The 15,663-nt window shown below is 38.0% G+C and carries 20 protein-coding genes; 8 read left to right on the top strand and 12 right to left on the bottom strand.

All coding sequences use genetic code 11. The annotated features are described in order from the left end of the window. Positions 1-2: 2 nt before the first annotated feature. A complete protein-coding gene (locus tag AB9L17_RS09460) occupies positions 3-956 on the top strand; it encodes a DUF2167 domain-containing protein (RefSeq protein ID WP_375200470.1) in 954 nt (317 codons plus the stop codon). Positions 957-1,130: 174 nt separating this feature from the next. On the opposite strand, the gene AB9L17_RS09455 is transcribed toward AB9L17_RS09460, so the two are convergent. The 4 genes from AB9L17_RS09455 to AB9L17_RS09440 all read right to left on the bottom strand — a co-directional run bounded on the left by AB9L17_RS09455 (position 1,131) and on the right by AB9L17_RS09440 (position 3,169). Next, positions 1,131-1,799, bottom strand: coding sequence for a TIGR04104 family putative zinc finger protein (locus tag AB9L17_RS09455; RefSeq protein WP_375200469.1), 669 nt, complete (start codon positions 1,797-1,799; stop codon positions 1,131-1,133). Next, the gene (locus tag AB9L17_RS09450) at positions 1,786-2,301 is read right to left on the bottom strand and encodes a sigma-70 family RNA polymerase sigma factor (protein WP_068985594.1); all 516 of its coding nucleotides are present in this window, start codon (positions 2,299-2,301) and stop codon (positions 1,786-1,788) included. Before AB9L17_RS09450 ends, AB9L17_RS09455 begins: the two co-directional genes overlap by 14 nt. Before the next feature lie 153 nt (positions 2,302-2,454). Beyond that, complete coding sequence (locus AB9L17_RS09445; protein WP_068985595.1) at positions 2,455-2,679, bottom strand: helix-turn-helix domain-containing protein; 225 nt, start codon at positions 2,677-2,679, stop codon at positions 2,455-2,457. Positions 2,680-2,689: 10 nt separating this feature from the next. Beyond that, positions 2,690-3,169: a DUF2975 domain-containing protein gene (locus AB9L17_RS09440; protein WP_375200468.1), complete on the bottom strand. Its 480-nt coding sequence runs from the start codon at positions 3,167-3,169 to the stop codon at positions 2,690-2,692. Positions 3,170-3,620: 451 nt separating this feature from the next. On the opposite strand from AB9L17_RS09440, the gene AB9L17_RS09435 reads away from it, so the two are divergent. Next, the gene (locus AB9L17_RS09435; RefSeq protein WP_068985597.1) at positions 3,621-3,950 is read left to right on the top strand and encodes an inorganic diphosphatase; all 330 of its coding nucleotides are present in this window, start codon (positions 3,621-3,623) and stop codon (positions 3,948-3,950) included. A gap of 82 nt (positions 3,951-4,032) precedes the next feature. On the opposite strand, the gene AB9L17_RS09430 is transcribed toward AB9L17_RS09435, so the two are convergent. Next, entirely contained in the window at positions 4,033-5,478 is a 1,446-nt protein-coding gene (locus tag AB9L17_RS09430) for a tetratricopeptide repeat-containing diguanylate cyclase (RefSeq protein ID WP_068985598.1), read from the bottom strand. Positions 5,479-5,855: 377 nt separating this feature from the next. On the opposite strand from AB9L17_RS09430, the gene AB9L17_RS09425 reads away from it, so the two are divergent. The 3 genes from AB9L17_RS09425 to AB9L17_RS09415 all read left to right on the top strand — a co-directional run bounded on the left by AB9L17_RS09425 (position 5,856) and on the right by AB9L17_RS09415 (position 6,999). After that, positions 5,856-6,296 (top strand): MerR family transcriptional regulator, encoded by a 441-nt coding sequence (locus AB9L17_RS09425; protein WP_068985599.1) that lies wholly within the window; start codon positions 5,856-5,858, stop codon positions 6,294-6,296. Further along, on the top strand, positions 6,283-6,636 hold the full coding sequence (locus AB9L17_RS09420) for a DUF4260 domain-containing protein (protein WP_223554877.1): 354 nt from the start codon (positions 6,283-6,285) through the stop codon (positions 6,634-6,636). The genes AB9L17_RS09425 and AB9L17_RS09420 overlap by 14 nt, the downstream gene beginning before the upstream one ends. A gap of 72 nt (positions 6,637-6,708) precedes the next feature. Then, entirely contained in the window at positions 6,709-6,999 is a 291-nt protein-coding gene (locus tag AB9L17_RS09415) for a hypothetical protein (RefSeq protein WP_375200467.1), read from the top strand. Here the strand turns inward: AB9L17_RS09415 and AB9L17_RS09410 are convergent. The 5 genes from AB9L17_RS09410 to AB9L17_RS09390 all read right to left on the bottom strand — a co-directional run bounded on the left by AB9L17_RS09410 (position 6,996) and on the right by AB9L17_RS09390 (position 11,549). Next, positions 6,996-7,943: an MBL fold metallo-hydrolase gene (locus tag AB9L17_RS09410; RefSeq protein ID WP_223554881.1), complete on the bottom strand. Its 948-nt coding sequence runs from the start codon at positions 7,941-7,943 to the stop codon at positions 6,996-6,998. The two genes, AB9L17_RS09415 and AB9L17_RS09410, sit on opposite strands and share 4 nt — an antisense overlap. A gap of 163 nt (positions 7,944-8,106) precedes the next feature. Next, the gene (locus AB9L17_RS09405) at positions 8,107-8,328 is read right to left on the bottom strand and encodes a hypothetical protein (protein ID WP_068985602.1); all 222 of its coding nucleotides are present in this window, start codon (positions 8,326-8,328) and stop codon (positions 8,107-8,109) included. A gap of 10 nt (positions 8,329-8,338) precedes the next feature. Further along, a complete protein-coding gene (locus tag AB9L17_RS09400) occupies positions 8,339-9,406 on the bottom strand; it encodes a LolA family protein (RefSeq protein WP_375200466.1) in 1,068 nt (355 codons plus the stop codon). 2 nt (positions 9,407-9,408) lie between these two features. Continuing rightward, complete coding sequence (locus AB9L17_RS09395) at positions 9,409-10,890, bottom strand: HAMP domain-containing sensor histidine kinase (protein WP_375200465.1); 1,482 nt, start codon at positions 10,888-10,890, stop codon at positions 9,409-9,411. After that, positions 10,851-11,549, bottom strand: a complete 699-nt coding sequence (locus AB9L17_RS09390; RefSeq protein WP_068985605.1) for a response regulator transcription factor — start codon at positions 11,547-11,549, stop codon at positions 10,851-10,853. The genes AB9L17_RS09395 and AB9L17_RS09390 overlap by 40 nt, the downstream gene beginning before the upstream one ends. An 82-nt stretch (positions 11,550-11,631) precedes the next feature. Between AB9L17_RS09390 and AB9L17_RS09385 the strand changes: the two genes are divergently transcribed. The 3 genes from AB9L17_RS09385 (at position 11,632) to AB9L17_RS09375 (ending at position 13,157) form a co-directional block, all read left to right on the top strand. Then, positions 11,632-11,862: a hypothetical protein gene (locus tag AB9L17_RS09385; protein ID WP_375200464.1), complete on the top strand. Its 231-nt coding sequence runs from the start codon at positions 11,632-11,634 to the stop codon at positions 11,860-11,862. Between the two features lie 238 nt (positions 11,863-12,100). Further along, a complete protein-coding gene (locus AB9L17_RS09380; RefSeq protein ID WP_375200463.1) occupies positions 12,101-12,808 on the top strand; it encodes a hypothetical protein in 708 nt (235 codons plus the stop codon). A gap of 217 nt (positions 12,809-13,025) precedes the next feature. Further along, entirely contained in the window at positions 13,026-13,157 is a 132-nt protein-coding gene (locus AB9L17_RS09375) for a hypothetical protein (RefSeq protein ID WP_375200462.1), read from the top strand. A 300-nt stretch (positions 13,158-13,457) separates the two neighbouring features. Here AB9L17_RS09375 and AB9L17_RS09370 read toward each other — a convergent pair whose 3' ends face one another. Further along, entirely contained in the window at positions 13,458-14,474 is a 1,017-nt protein-coding gene (locus AB9L17_RS09370; protein WP_068985606.1) for an inorganic phosphate transporter, read from the bottom strand. A 15-nt stretch (positions 14,475-14,489) separates the two neighbouring features. After that, complete coding sequence (locus tag AB9L17_RS09365; protein ID WP_068985607.1) at positions 14,490-15,110, bottom strand: DUF47 domain-containing protein; 621 nt, start codon at positions 15,108-15,110, stop codon at positions 14,490-14,492. Positions 15,111-15,663 lie beyond the last annotated feature (553 nt).

The following is a 15,663-nucleotide window of genomic DNA, read 5'->3' as shown; positions in this document are numbered from 1 at the left end:
TTTTGAAATCGTTAATTGCAAAACTATTAAAATCAGTAACTATTATAACTTTTATGATGATGGTGTGTGCGGTTCCCGCATTCGCCGAAGAGGAGCTAAAATGGATAGAAGGTGGACAGAAAGTCGACGTGGGAACCAATTTAGCGGAACTGCAGTTAGGTAGCGAATTTCTTTTTCTTGATGAAGAAAATACGAAAAAGTACATTACGCAGAACGGAATGGAAGCGAGCGGGTTAGAAATCGGTGTGGTTTTCCCAAAGGATGAAGCACAGAGTTGGACCGTTTATTTCGAATATGAAGAATCTGGACATATAAAAGACGACGAGAAAGCGGAAATCGATGCTGACGCCTTGCTGAAAAGCTACAAAGAAGGCACAGAAGAAATGAATAAAGAGGTAAGTCCTGAAAATCAGTTATTCGTTGACAAATGGGATGTTGCTCCGTTCTACGACAACGACTTACACAGTTTGTCGTGGTCTTTATTGGCACATGATTATCAGAACAACGATGTTATTAACTACAACGTGCGGATTCTAACGCGCGAAGGCAATATCTCGGCAATACTTGTCTCAGATCCAGCGAATTTGGAGGCGGACCGTAAAGTGTTTAACGACATGATCCTATCGCAGTTTCAACTAAAGCAGGGTCAGCGGTATGAGGATTTTGACAGCAAAACCGATAAGGAAGCTGAATTCGGCTTGACTGGATTAATTCTTGGAGGCGCGGGTCTAGCAGTTGCCAAAAAAGCGGGATTGTTTGCTGTACTTATCCCTCTATTGAAGAAGTTTATGATCGTGTTTGTGATAGTAGGCGGCGCGATTTTTGGCTTTATTCGCAAAAAAATCGGATCAAAGAAAGAGCAGTCAGAGGAACAGCCGACACAACCGGAACAGCTAGCACAGTCAGAGCAACCGGCACAGGACCAGGAAAGTGACCGCAGCAAGGTTAATTCGTAAGAGTACTAACCGCTAAACGGTTCGCGGATGTGGTTATTGAATTGTTTGAAAAATAGGAATAATCAAACCCCTCCTAATCGCTCGATAGCCGAGTAATTAGGAGGGGCTTTTCATATCCTTTATTCATTTAAAGAAGCACCTTATATAACGATTGGATAATTTAAAATAGATTGATTACCAAAGTGGATCGTTCATAGGATCATGTTCTTGTAAATCAAATACATATGGTGCTAACTGACGGTAATAAATAAAAATACCTGCTAAAAAGAAGATGGTCCCAATCGAAATATTTTCAAAAAAATGTTGCATCAAAATCATAAGGGGAATCGGAAATGTTAAAATACCACCCATTTGCATAGATTTTTTTGTGCGATATTGTTTTTTCCCACAATGAGGACATTCGAGTTGTCCATTTTTCCGGTACATTTTTCGAGCTTGCTTCTCTGTCCAAGTTTCTCCACACTCAATACACACCGGTAGGCCATATCCTTTCTTGATTAACACACGTTTAACAATAAAGGCAATCCCTACCAAAAAGCTAAAAAGCAATATACCTTTTACTAAATCGTATTGTAAAAATGTCCAAATGCTCCATGTATCCGCTTCTTGCTGTAAGCTAGCTGCCTGATGACTTCCAGTATGTTGGTCTTTATTCTGTGATAATAAATAACTAAAACCAACCACAAAAAGCGTAAACGTTGCTAGCACCACACGATATTGCCATGGACTACTCGTTTTTCGTTTATTTTTACTTCGAGCTTTATCGGCAATCACTTGTTTTCGCGCTTTTGTGAGTTTTACATCTTGAAGTTCTTTTAGCACCTCTTCTTTAAATTGATTCATGGCGTAACACCTCCCAATCATAATCACCAATTGCTGTTGCAAGTTGCTTTCTAGCACGTTGTAATCTTGTGCGTATCGTTGCCTCTGGACAACATACGAGCTGTGCAATTTCCACGGTTGTCATATCCTCAAAATAATAGAGAATTAGCACTTCCCTATATGCCACAGATAATGTAAACAAAGCTTCCACTAGCTCTCGTTTGGTGGATTTAGCAAGAAATTCTTTTTCAGGCGTGACTGCCGTCGTACGTCCTGTAATTTTCTCAAATAGTGTCAGTCGTTTACTTTTCCAGCTCCGTAAATAATCATGACTTCGATTGACTGTCATTTTTACTAAATATGTACGTAATGATGATTCTTGCCGAAATTGTTCCTGCTTTTGATAAAAGGCGATAAACACATCCTGCACAATGTCCTCAGCTGTTGCTTCATTTTTCACATATAAATAAGCAACCTTTAGTAAATAGTCACCGTGCTCAGCAATAATTTTTTCGATATTCATGGTTGTCCTCACCTTCTTTCTACACTACGGACGGACGTCACTTCATTTCCGATTCACTTTTTTAAAAAAATTTTTTAAAGAAAAGAATCTGCAAAATCCCAACGATGATTCGCTGAAATAAAGCAGATTCTTAATTATGTTTTTTAATCAGTTTTATGATTCTTGTGTGTCTTCGTTTCTTTTATATTCCAAAATATCTCCTGGCTGACATTCTAAGGCTTCACAAATTGCCTCTAAAGTTGAAAAACGAATCGCTTTTGCCTTTCCATTTTTCAATATAGAAAGGTTAGCCATCGTAATTCCAACCCTCTCCGAAAGCTCTGTTACGCTCATTTTTCTTTTAGCTAGCATCACATCAATATTAATTATCATTGGCATGTTATTCACCTCAGACCGTTAAATCATTTTCTGATTTTATATCGATGGCATTTTTCAAGAGCTTTTGAAGAACAGCCGCAAAGACTGCAATTACAAAGGAAGCAAAAATAATGACCATTCCGATTACAATAATTCCTGGAGCGTCGTCTAGATCCGCCATGAAATAAAATACAGGCATGCCTATCACATACATACCACTAATAATGATTGCACAAAATTTTATATTTTTTAAAGCTCTAACAGACAAATCCGAAAAAGCTTCATTCTTGTCAATATAGCTTAAAAGTCTTAAAGTCATATATAATGCAACGAAAAACGCTATCGCTGTCACATATACACCAATTAAAGTGGGATATTGCAAATAAGCTAACTTTGGATAATGTTCTGCTGTTTCATTAGCGAACCAAGGCAACCAAAATATACACAAAGCAAGAACCGGAATTCCAATAAGAAAAACAGCCGTCTTTAATAAGAGTGTTTCCCGTTTCATAAAAGCACCTCATCTATTTATTGTCAATTTGAATTTAACATATTATTTATCGATTAACAATAATTTTTTATTTATTTCAGCGACATTATTATCGTTTGCATAAATCTCATCAAGTGTGTCGATTAACCATTTTTAACTACTTTTATTAATTAGAGACTCATCACCATAACGTGGGGCTGATTTCCGTTTCGACTGAGCACTTTCCTAGGGGCTCCATTCTTCACTTCAAACAACTTATATACATGACATACGTTTTAACAAATAGTCAGCCCTAACTTTTAGTGATAAATCCGACGCTTTTCGCTATAGCAACTCTGTTCTTGCGGCGAACATCGAGCCGTTCTTTTGATGATATTATCAAGATGATTTTGAGTGCTATAATCAAGAAGGATACAATCAAAGCCCAATAGTTGTAGTCCTTTAGAATATCGCGAAAGGATGATTGCTTAAAATGAAGTCTATTGAATTAATCGTAACGGTAGATAGGCCGATTGGATACGTTGATCATTATAACAATGTTTACCCAATTAATTATGGTTATATCCCTGATCTGATAGGTGGTGATGGTGAAGAACAAGATGCATATATCATCTCAAAAAAAAAGCAAGAACCACTCGAATCATTCACTGGAAATTTAGTCGCCATCATTCATAGAAATGATGATATCGAGGATAAATGGGTAGTTGCTTTACCAAATGAAGAATTTTCAGTTGAGGAAATTTGGGAACAAGTTAGTTTTATGGAGCAATATTTTGATGCAGTAATCGAAATAATTAAATAAAAAATTGGAGAGTTTTTTTCCCCTCCAATTTACGTCTAACTTTTGGGGTTCAGTACCATATTAGGTACCCCCTTTTCTATTATCAACTATTCCCCACTTCACTATAATGATTATTAATTGTAATTTGGTTTCGTCCATTTCGCTTTGACGTATAGAGTGCTAGATCTGCATTATGAATTAGTTCCCCAACCTCAGTAATCTGCCCTTTATTATTTGTACTTACACCGATACTAAATTCCAAATGAACGACCTCACCATTCATTATTAAGGACAAAGAAGTCAATGTTTGATAAAGATTTTCTGCCATCGTTTGAACAGATTCGTTCTTCTTTAATTCGATAAGGACAATAAACTCATCTCCTCCAAAGCGAGCGACAATCGACTCAAACGGATGAAAAAATTCCTTTAATGTCGCCGCGGTAATGGTCAATGCATCATCCCCACATAAATGACCATTTGTATCATTAATTACTTTAAAATGGTCTAAATCAATCATCAATAGCGCTAGTTGCTGATTATCTAATGAAGCTTTTTCCACCATTTTTTCTGCATTCTCATCAAAATAACGACGATTATAAATATTCGTTAATGGATCAATATAAGAAGTTTTTTCAAATTGCTTCTTCTGGTCATTGTACTCCATCTCAAATAACCCATGTGTATAATTCTCCCTTTGTATTTCCAGTAAAATGTTAATATATTCCTTTTGTATCGAGCATAAAACAATTTTATTACCTTGCTCTTCTATTAGTCTCACTAATGAGTTGTAGATCGTTTGAAGCAAAGATAAATCATTATTCTCTAAGGCATAATACTTCGATTTTTGATACCAATCAATTGCCTCGCCAAAACGTCCTTGTTTTTCACAAAGTAAAGCATAGGCATTCATAACCTCCAATTGAACCTTGGAATACGGTGGTTTCTGAATCTTCATCAGTAACTCTTGCAGTATTTCATATGCTTCATAAAATTCTCCCAACCAAATTTTAGCAACTGCTAAGTTTAATTTGGGATGAATAATTCCTGTATAAGGCTTATTATCCTTCGTTTCTATAGCATTGGCGTAGTTTAGGCTCATTAAAGCAAACTCTTTTGCCTTATGATAATTCCCTGATGTAATTTCTAAATCACTTAAATTATTATAAATTTTCCCCATGCTTTCTACATGCTGAATACGCTCGGCAATATTTAGTCCCTTGATCATAAACTCTTCAGATTTCTTTAAATGACCAAATGTCCCCCAATAGATAGACGCTAAAATATAATGATGGATTAAATCAATATCATCACCATATTGAAAGGTTAATTCACGATATTGCTCAAGTACACTAATGGAAACTTGCAAATCACCTGTTTGAAAATAGCTTGCACAGCGATAGCGTAATAAAAGGATTGCTTTTTTATACATACCAAGCTCAATGGCACTTTCAATTGCGGCGCTACTTAATTCTATATATTCTAAAAAGCGATTCGCATTATATAATTCATTTAGCGTAATCCATAATTCTTCAAATTCTTGTGTGTTCATACTGCGCCCCCTCATATTAACCCTCACTTCTTTAATACTATCTTCATGTGTAAAATATTACAATTCTTCTGGCACATTATTTTCAATTTAATAAGCAAATTTTACCTAAAAATAAGATATAAGGATTAATTTCTCCCGATAAAAATTTTTTAGCCTATGTAAATAGACTCGTATTTTTATGACCGTATAAAAACTAAAATTTCCTGACATATAAAAACAAGCCCCTTCTTTTAGAGACTTGCAAAGATTCTTCAATACCTACTATCACCTTCCACGCTTCCATTAAACGACCGTTTCACTTCTTTTCAAAAAATTTAAAATATAGCCTTGACCTTGGAGCATACTCCAATGTTAGGATAAATTTAGGAGGTGTTCATATGCAAATCAAGCAGTTTGCCACTAAGTATCATGTATCCACTGATACCGTGCGTTACTATGAAAAAGAAGGATTACTACATCCCAATAAACAGGACAATGGCTATCGAGTGTATGATGTCACTTGTGAACATACAATTAAATTTATTCTAGTATTAAGGCAGCTTGGCTTTACATTACAAGAAATCAAACAACTACTCTCTCTAGAGCAAAAGCCTGTTTCAGATTCCTGCAATCAAGAAACAGTACAGCTCTTCTCTAGCAAGATCACTCACATTGAACAACAATTACTGTTTTATCAGCAGGCATTACAATCCTTACAGCTCACTCGAACATTATTAGCTGAAGGAAAATATGCGGAAAATAAACTGGTGATCGGCTCACTTATCGAGGATATGTATAAAAAATTACAGGAAGGTCGTGGTCATTATGAAACTACGTAAAATTATTTCTATAGAATATGTAATAGCGTTTTTAGTAACTGTATTTTTCTACTGGCATTTTGAATTTTCGTTCGTATATTTTGTCTTGTTTTTATTACTACCTGATGTAAGCATGTTAGGCTACATGATCAACACAAAAGTTGGCGCTTTATTTTACAATATTGGTCATAGTTTCATGCTACCAGCCCTTCTCCTGATTATTGGCTTCGTCACTATATCTACACCACTACTAATGGGCTCTATTATTTGGTTGGCACATATCTTTTTAGATCGTGCACTAGGCTATGGATTAAAATATGATGAAGCCTTTACTAAAACTCATTTACAGCAAATCGCTTAAATCAGCGGTTTTGATAGATTTATCAGCGATGTAAGCGGGTTTATCAGCGATTTTGGTACTTTTATCAGCGATGTGAGCGGGTTTATCAGCGATTTTGGTACTTTTATCAGCGATGTAAGCGGGTTTATCAGCGATTTTGGTACTTTTATCAGCGATGCGAGCGGGTTTATCAGCGATTTTGGTACTTTTATCAGCGATGTGAGCGGGTTTATCAGCGATTTTGGTACTTTTATCAGCGATGTAAGCGGGTTTATCAGCGATTTTGGTACTTTTATCAGCGATGTAAGCGGGTTTATCAGCGATGCAAGCGGGTTTATTCCGCTGACGCTAAAAAATCCACTTTTTTATCAGTGGATTTTTTAGTTTTTTTGAAGGTACGTGTAGATTGTTTTAAGATTCATTTTAATCCCGTTTACACCCTTCCATTCTTTATACTTTTTAGGGATTTCAAATGCAGAAATAAAGTCTTCCACTGGCAATTTTCGTTGAATTGCCTCTTTTGAGCTTTGAGTCAAAAAAGATAAATAATCGATTAATGTATTACACAAAGCCAAATTAGTAACGCTTCCATGACCAGGTACAATTGTATCTATATCCATTTGTTTAACTTGCTGTAAAATAGACAAAAATTCCACAGGGTTATCAATCGGTACATGCAAGTCTTCTGTCGCTATATCACCCATAAATGCTATCTTTTCTTTTGGTAGGTACATAAATGTATCACTTGGTGAATGTCCCCCGCCTAAACAGTATAATTCCACCGATCGATCGGCACCATTGATGGTCAATTTTTCTTTAAACAACAAGGATGGTAACACAATTTGTAATTGCGATAAGTCATCCAACACTTTCGACATTTCTTGATATTGGTTGATTAGGCTTGCTTGTAAAATGTTGTCTTTTGTTGAATCAATTTGATTTTTTAGCTGAAGAAGATATTGTTTCATTTCCTTCTCTTCATTCTCTAAATCCTCCATACTATTTTTTTCTTTACACAATTTCTGTGTTTCATATGTTGAAATAATCGTTGTATCCAAAAATACTTGATTCCCAAAAACGTGATCTCCATGATAATGACTATTAATCAAGTACTTTACCTTCTTACCAGTTAAACTTTCTGCTTGGCGTCTTAACTCTTTCCCAGCAGAGGGAGTACTTAATGAGTCAAAAACAAGAAGCTCCTCACCTAAATCAACTATTCCTGCATTACTCCAAGCACCTTTACCTGGTTTAGCAATGGCGGCAAATACACCGGCATCTAAAGTATGCAAAGTAAAATATTCGGTTTCTACTCTCTCACAAGCCATTTACAACCCTCCCTTGAAGTTTTTTACATATTATAACATTAATTTAAATAAACATAAAAAAAGAAAATCCACACTTGTATGGATTTTCTAATCGTCATCAATTATGCCTCGGTATAATTGCGTCCGGAGGCTCAGCGGATGTTTGGACACCCGCTAAAAGGAGTTAAATAAGTCGCTTAATCATCGTTTCATATAATGCAACAATCAGTATACCACCAAGTATAGGGATTAAAGAACTAAAGCTAAAATAAAATCCTGCTTCATTGTATTGTCCAAAGAAATGAAATTGCAGCCATGCAACGTCATATGTTTCACCTACACCATATAAAAAAGCTGTACTAAATAAAAACAACGCGAGACATTTTATAAATTCATTCCTCTCCATACAATTCACCTCACTTTACAACGGTCATTTGTTTTGCATAAGCGGCAAGGTCTTCAATTGTTAGCTCTGGGTTTACCATCATAATGCCATATTGATAGCCCTTTTCTTGCCAGCCAATATAACGGAATTTACTCTCGTCCATGACAGTACCTTTTTGACCTCGGATGTCCATTTCTTTTTCACCAAAAATAGGCTCTTCCTCAGTAACACTACTATTCGCTTTAAAAACCGTTACTGAAATTTCTTGTTGACCATTCTTTACATAATTGAAAGTGTACTCTGGTCGATCTTCTAGCCCTTTATCTAATAAAATCTCCTCTAAAGTAATACCATTTTCTTCTGGCACCATTAAAAATTCACCTAGCTGTTCTTTCACTACATCCAGTGTCACTGATTCAGGTTCTTCGACAGTTATTTCTTCCACTTTTACATCCTTTGGTAAATCAATTGTAAATTGTGTATCATCAATTTTTGCACTTTCATTCATTTTTGTATATTCAGTCGTTGTTTTATTGCCTGCGCTGTTCATTGTCATTTTTAATGTCAGCCATGTTTTTTTATCAACCCAAACTTCCATATCGCCAAATAAAGTATCATCTTTTTTGACTTTCGCTACAAGTTTGTAAGTATCTCTTCCAGCAATTTTCTCTTCGCCTGCAATCGATATATCATGCGTATCTTTTACTAAATTAAACAATGTCTCTGCCTGTTCTCTAGGTGACGGAAACGCGTTCAATGCATCCTTAGAAATATCCATCTTTAAAGCTTTATTTGCTTTGACATCATACGTAATAATTTGTGAACCATCGTTGACTGCAATGCTGTTCTCTCCATTTTCACCTATGATCTCAATACGTCGTTTCCCATCTTTAGTCCACTCTTTGATTTGAGCTTTTCCACCAGCCTCGCCCATATCCATTGTGTATTCACCGTAGTAAGTAAGTGGTTCTTTCGTTTCCTGCAACGCTTGATCAATAATTTCCTGTGGTGAATACGATGCCTCGGTGTTACAACCTACCAAGCTAAATGTTAGTACGGCAACTAAACCTGCTGCACGTAATGATTTTTTCCAATTCATGATCATATTTCTCCTTTAAATGGTGGCAACCAGCATAATACAGCTGTGCCATAGCCTTCTTTAGATATAAGCTCTACTGTCCCACCATGCTTTTCTATTATTTGTTTTGCAATATTTAAACCTAGCCCAGTGCCTCGCTCTCCAGCCTTAGTTCGCGCTGTATCTGCTTGGTACATCGGTTCAAATAACTTCTCAATATTTTCTTTATTTACACCTTGCCCGCTATTTTGCACAATAATATACATGCCATCTTGCTTTGCCAGTGCTGGTACTACAAAATCAAAGCACCATATAGGACATTTCCCTACATTTACAGCTGCTAAACCTATCGTTGTACCTATTTCCCCATAGCGCCAAGCATTACTTATTAAATTGTCGATCACACGTTGAAGCTGCTTCGGATGTACTGCATAGATCCCCTCTATGTCACAAGTAACTGAAAGCGTAAATCCTTCATTCTCACATAGATGCTCGTAATCCGACAGTGCCATTTCAAAAAATTCTTCCCCATCTACTTCAACTAGCTCTAAATGATAGCTTGTAGATTGAAATAAAGTGTACATTAGTAAATCCTCTAACATCTGCTTCATTATGTCAGCCTTCGTTAAAATAATCTGTCGGTACTCGACTTGCTGTTCTTCTAATAACGCCTCGCTTTGCAAAGATTCTGCATATGCTTGAATAGCTGTAAGCGGTGTTTTTAAATCATGGGAAATGCTAGCAATCATTAGTTCCTTTTGCTGTTGTTCAGCTTTTAAGTGACCACGCGCAGTTTCTATTTCATCCTGCATAGCAAGAAAGGTTTGAGCAAGCTCCCCAATTTCATCTTTTCTTACCCCTAAATTCGATTCCGCATGCTCCCCCTTTGCAAAAGCTCGCATTTGCCGCATCAATTCATGCAACGGCCGATTTAATTTACGGTTAAGCAGCATCATTACTGCAAAATAAATTAGGAGAAATAATAATATAGAGCCAGCTATTACAAGCCAAGAACGACTTTCTACGCCTTTTACCCAATCCGTCCTAACTAATTGAATTTCATATACCCCAAGAAATTTCCCATCTTGATAAACAGGTTCTTTATACGTAAAGGCATTGTACCTTTGCTTTAAATCGTATAAATCTTTAAACATACGATCTTTCGATACAAATCCCGAATTCAATGGATTTGAGGAATACAAAACATAGCCAGAATTCAAATACAGTGTAATGGCTAACTGATCATTGGTTAGTACTTCAATATCTTTTATATCTGCATTTTTTTTATAATACACAGGATTGTTGAGTACAGATTTTACCTGATTAAGTTCTGTCCACTTTTCGATATACTCACTAAAGTTTTTATCTTGATAATAGGCGTTAATCCACACATAAAGGCCATATGCACCAGCTATAGGTAAAATCATCACGATAAAAAAAGTGATGAGTAACCAAGTTTTAATTTTTATAGCGGTTCCCCAATAAAGCAGTAGCCCTTGCCCCATACCGTTTGTATATAATACGGCGTTTTGACTGGGTCTTTTAGCTTTTCTCGTAGCGCCTTTATATGTACAGTGACTGTATGTGTTTCAACTACGCTTGCCTGTTGCCAAATATGCTGATAGAGCTCTTCTTTTGAAAAAGTTTGGCTTGGATTTTTCGCCAGTAGTTTTAATAGTGCAAATTCCTTCTGTGTTAAGGCAAGCTCTTCTTCATCAAGGCGCACTGTTTCCTTTTGCCAATCAATCTTTAAGCCGTGTGTAAAGGATGTAACATCTTCTGATATTTCCTTTTTGTTATAACGTTTCCAGCGACGTAAGTGAGAGGCTACACGTGCCTTTAACTCCTCTAAGCTAAACGGTTTTGCTATATAATCATCAGCGCCCTGCAAGCCCTCAACCTTATCTGCCTCTTCCTTACGCGCACTCATCATTAAAATTGGCAGATCACTTTGCCAGCGAATATTTTGGCAAACAGTTAGGCCATCCATCTCAGGTAACATCCAATCGACTAATACTAAATCGAATGTATTTGCTTGAAAATCTGCTAGTCCTTCAAGCCCTGTCGTTGCCCAAGTAACTAGGTAACCCTCTTGTTCAAGCGTATCCTTTACAATACGTCCAATCGCCATATCATCCTCAATCAGTAATAGCTTTTCTCTCATCTGTTTTCCTCCTGTACTAACCTTACTATGTAAAAAATCTTTTTATCTGAACTTTACACTTTCTTTATAATTACCATAGATTTTGCTATCCGTCGATTCAATCTGGCTATCCGTCGAGCAGGGCGGCCTTTCCGTCGTTCTGCTCGAGCTATCCGGAGAGCAGGGCGAGCTATCCGTCGCTTCGGCCTTTCTTTCCGTCACTCGGTCCTTTCTTTCCGTCGTTCTGCCTGAACTTTCCGTCGCCTTCTTTTCTATCCGTCGTTCTGCTCGAGCTATCCGTCGCTTCGGCCTTTCTTTCCGTCGTTCTGCCTGAACTTTCCGTCGCCTTCTTTTCTATCCGTCGTTCTGCTCGAGCTATCCGTCGCTTCGGGTTTTCTTTCCGTCACTCTGCCCTTTCTTTCCGTCGTTCTGCCTGGCCTTTCCGTCGCCTTCTTTTCTTTCCGTCGTTCTGCTCGAGCTATCCGTCGCTTCGGCCTTTCTTTCCGTCACTCGGTCCTTTCTTTCCGTCGTTCTGCCTGAACTTTCCGTCGCCTTCTTTTCTATCCGTCGATATGTTCGAGCTATCCGTCGCTTCGGCCTTTCTTTCCGTCGTTCTGCCTGAACTTTCCGTCGCCTTCTTTTCTATCCGTCGTTCTGCTCGAGCTATCCGTCGCTTCGGGTTTTCTTTCAGTCACTCGGTCCTTTCTTTCCGTCGTTCTGCCCTTTCTTTCCGTCGTTCTACCTGGCCTTTCCGTCGCCTTCTTTTCTATCCGTCGCTATGCTCAAGCTATCCGTCGCTTCGGCCTTTCTTTCCGTCGTTCTGCCTGAACTTTCCGTCGCCTTCTTTTCTATCCGTCGCTTCGGGTTTTCTTTCAGTCACTCGGTCCTTTCTTTCCGTCGTTCTACCTGACCTTTCCGTCGCCTTCTTTTCTATCCGTCGATATGTTCGAGCTATCCGTCGCTTCGGCCTTTCTTTCCGTCACTCTGCCCTTTCTTTCCGTCGTTCTACCTGGCCTTTCCGTCGCCTTCTTTTCTTTCCGTCGTTCTGCTCGAGCTATCCGTCGCTTTGGCCTTTCTTTCCGTCGTTCTGCCTGAACTTTCCGTCGCCTTCTTTTCTATCCGTCGTTCTGCTCGAGCTATCCGTCGCTTCGCCCTTTCTTTCCGTCGTTCTGCCTGAACTTTCCGTCGCCTTCTTTTCTATCCGTCGTTCTGTTCGAGCTATCCGTCGCTTCGCCCTTTCTTTCCGTCACTCTGCCCTTTCTTTCCGTCGTTCTGCCTGAACTTTCCGTCGCCTTCTTTTCTATCCGTCGTTCTGCTCGAGCTATCCGTCGCTTCGCCCTTTCTTTCCGTCACTCTGTCCTTTCTTTCCGTCGTTCTACCTGAACTTTCCGTCGCCTTCTTTTCTATCCGGCGTTCTGTTCGAGCTATCCGTCGCTTCGCCCTTTCTTTCCGTCACTCTGTCCTTTCTTTCCGTCGCCTTCTTTTCTATCCGTCGCTATGCTCAAGCTATCCGTCGCTTCGCCCTTTCTTTCCGTCGTTCTGCCTGAACTTTCCGTCGCCTTCTTTTCTATCCGTCGTTCTGCTCGAGCTATCCGTCGCTTCGGCCTTTCTTTCCGTCGTTCTGCCTGAACTTTCCGTCGCCTTCTTTTCTATCCGTCGTTCTGCTCAAGCTATCCGTCGCTTCGGGTTTTCTTTCCGTCACTCTGCCCTTTCTTTCCGTCGCCTTCTTTTCTATCCGTCGCTATGCTCGAGCTATCCGTCGCTTCGCCCTTTCTTTCCGTCGTTCTACCTGGCCTTTCCGTCGCCTTCTTTCGTTCTGCTCAGCCTTTCCGTCACTTCGCCCTATCTTCCGGTCACTCTGCTCGTCGCTATCAATTAATCAAATCAAAAAAGGGAATGCACGTAAATTGTGCATTCCCTCTCATTATGTTAGAAAAATAAACTTAATAAGTAATAAATAGCTCCTGCCATGACTGCAGAAATTGGCATTGTGATCACCCATGTTGTCACAATTTTTCGTGCCATGCCCCATTTAACACCTTTAACACGATGTGCTGTTCCTACCCCCATGATGGATGAAGAAATAACATGTGTTGTAGAAACTGGTAAGTGAATTAATGTCGCTCCAAAAATGATAGATGCAGAAGCAAGGTCAGCTGCAACCCCATTTACTGGACGAATTTTCATGATCTTACCACCAACTGTTTTGATGATTTTATAACCACCTACTGATGTACCAAGACCCATCGCACATGCTGCTGCAAAACGTACCCAGAAAGGAATATCGTCACCTTGATGTAAGCCTCCTGCAATTAAAGCGAGCGTAATAATCCCCATCGCCTTTTGCGCATCGTTAGTACCGTGAGTAAATGATTGTAAAGCTGCTGTACCAATTTGCATCGTACGGAAACCTTTATTCGTTCGATATAAATTCATATCCTTGAATATAACTTTAAATAAAGACATCATTAAGAAACCAGCTGCAAACGCAAGTAATGGTGAGAAGATAAGCGCTTGAAGGATTTTTATAAAGCCGCTGTAATTCAAAGCGTCAAAACCTGCCGCTGCAATAGCCGCCCCTGCCACAGAACCAATCAATGTATGCGATGAACTAGACGGAATTCCAAAGTACCACGTTACTAAATTCCATGTGATCGCTGAAAATAATGCCGCTAAAATAACGACAGAACCTGTAGTATCTCCATCAAAAGCATTCAAGCTGTATGGGTCAACAATATCCTTTGTCAATGCTTTCGCTACCCCAACAAATGTAATAGCCCCGATGAAGTTCATACCCGCTGCCATATATACTGCTGTTCGCGGCTTCAAAGCTCTTGTTGATACAGAAGTTGCGATCGCGTTGGCTGTATCATGGAAACCGTTAATAAAATCGAACACAAGTGCGAATATAACGATTAATATTGTTATTAGTAATATCGTATCCATTTCGTACACTCCATCTTACGCGTTACGCATAATTATTGTTTCAATTGTATTTGCTACTGTTTGACAGTAGTCTGCAATATCTTCAAATTGTTCGTAAATATCTTTGAACACGATGATACGCATTGGATCTTTTTCCTGGATAAATAATTGCTTCATTGAAGAACGGAAAATTTCATCACATTCACGCTCATAATCTTTAATTTGAATCGCATGTTTACGCATTTCCACAAGCTTTTTATTATTTAATAGTTCCATTGCTTGTACCATTTCATCTGTACTTTTTGCAATATATGTTAGGAATTGACGCATCGGCTCTGTCACTTCAGTTAAATTATACATATCAAAGTGAGCAATACAGCCTTCCATGCCGTCAATAACATCATCTAATTTATTGGCAAGCGCTAAAATATCCTCGCGCTCGATAGGCGTCATAAATGATTTATTCAGCATGACGATCAGCTCATGAATCAATTTATCTCCACTTTTTTCATATTGTTTCATTGTATCTGCGATTTCTTTCAGCGCATCTATATCTTGAATACGTGCATTATGTGCATAGTAAATGCCTTCATTAACATTTTTAGAAATGTTTAATAACGCCTTAAAAAATGGATCTTGCTTGTTTGAGTTGAACATATTGTTCCTCCTGTTGAAAGAATATAGTGGATTTCTGCAATCATCATAACAAAACTTTTACACAATTCTACATTTTTTTAAACATAAACGAGTTGAATTTACAAAAATGTAATATAAAAATTGCCACATTTATTTTTTAGTACTTTTCCAAGTTGAAAACGTTGGTAATCTAACGATAAAAATCACCATATTTTCTTTAAATATTACCGTTTTTTCTTTTATTTTAATAAAAATACTTGAAAAAACTTTTTTCTCTTCAATTTTTTCACCGTTACAAATGTTAAGGAATTGTAAACGATTTTTACATAAATATGTCTAGTGTTCATTGTTACTTATTGCCATTTCTCGCGTTATGACAAATAATGGCTAACATGGTTGACTTTAAAAAGATTGCGAAAATAATTCTTTTTTTACTCGTTCATTGGTGCATACACCATACACCTTGTTTCACCAGCTATTTTAAAGCCTCTGACGCTTGTTATGCTCTTCCTAGTTGCAACTTATACGGTTTTCAAGAAAGTTTGGGACTATACTAATTGAACTGACGTAATTT

The sequence above is a fragment of the Lysinibacillus sp. RS11 genome, from assembly GCF_042019215.1.
Taxonomy (GTDB): domain Bacteria; phylum Bacillota; class Bacilli; order Bacillales_A; family Planococcaceae; genus Lysinibacillus; species Lysinibacillus xylanilyticus_A.
The sequence above is the reverse complement of the archived record's forward strand: the minus strand, read 5'-3'. Positions and strand labels throughout refer to the sequence as shown.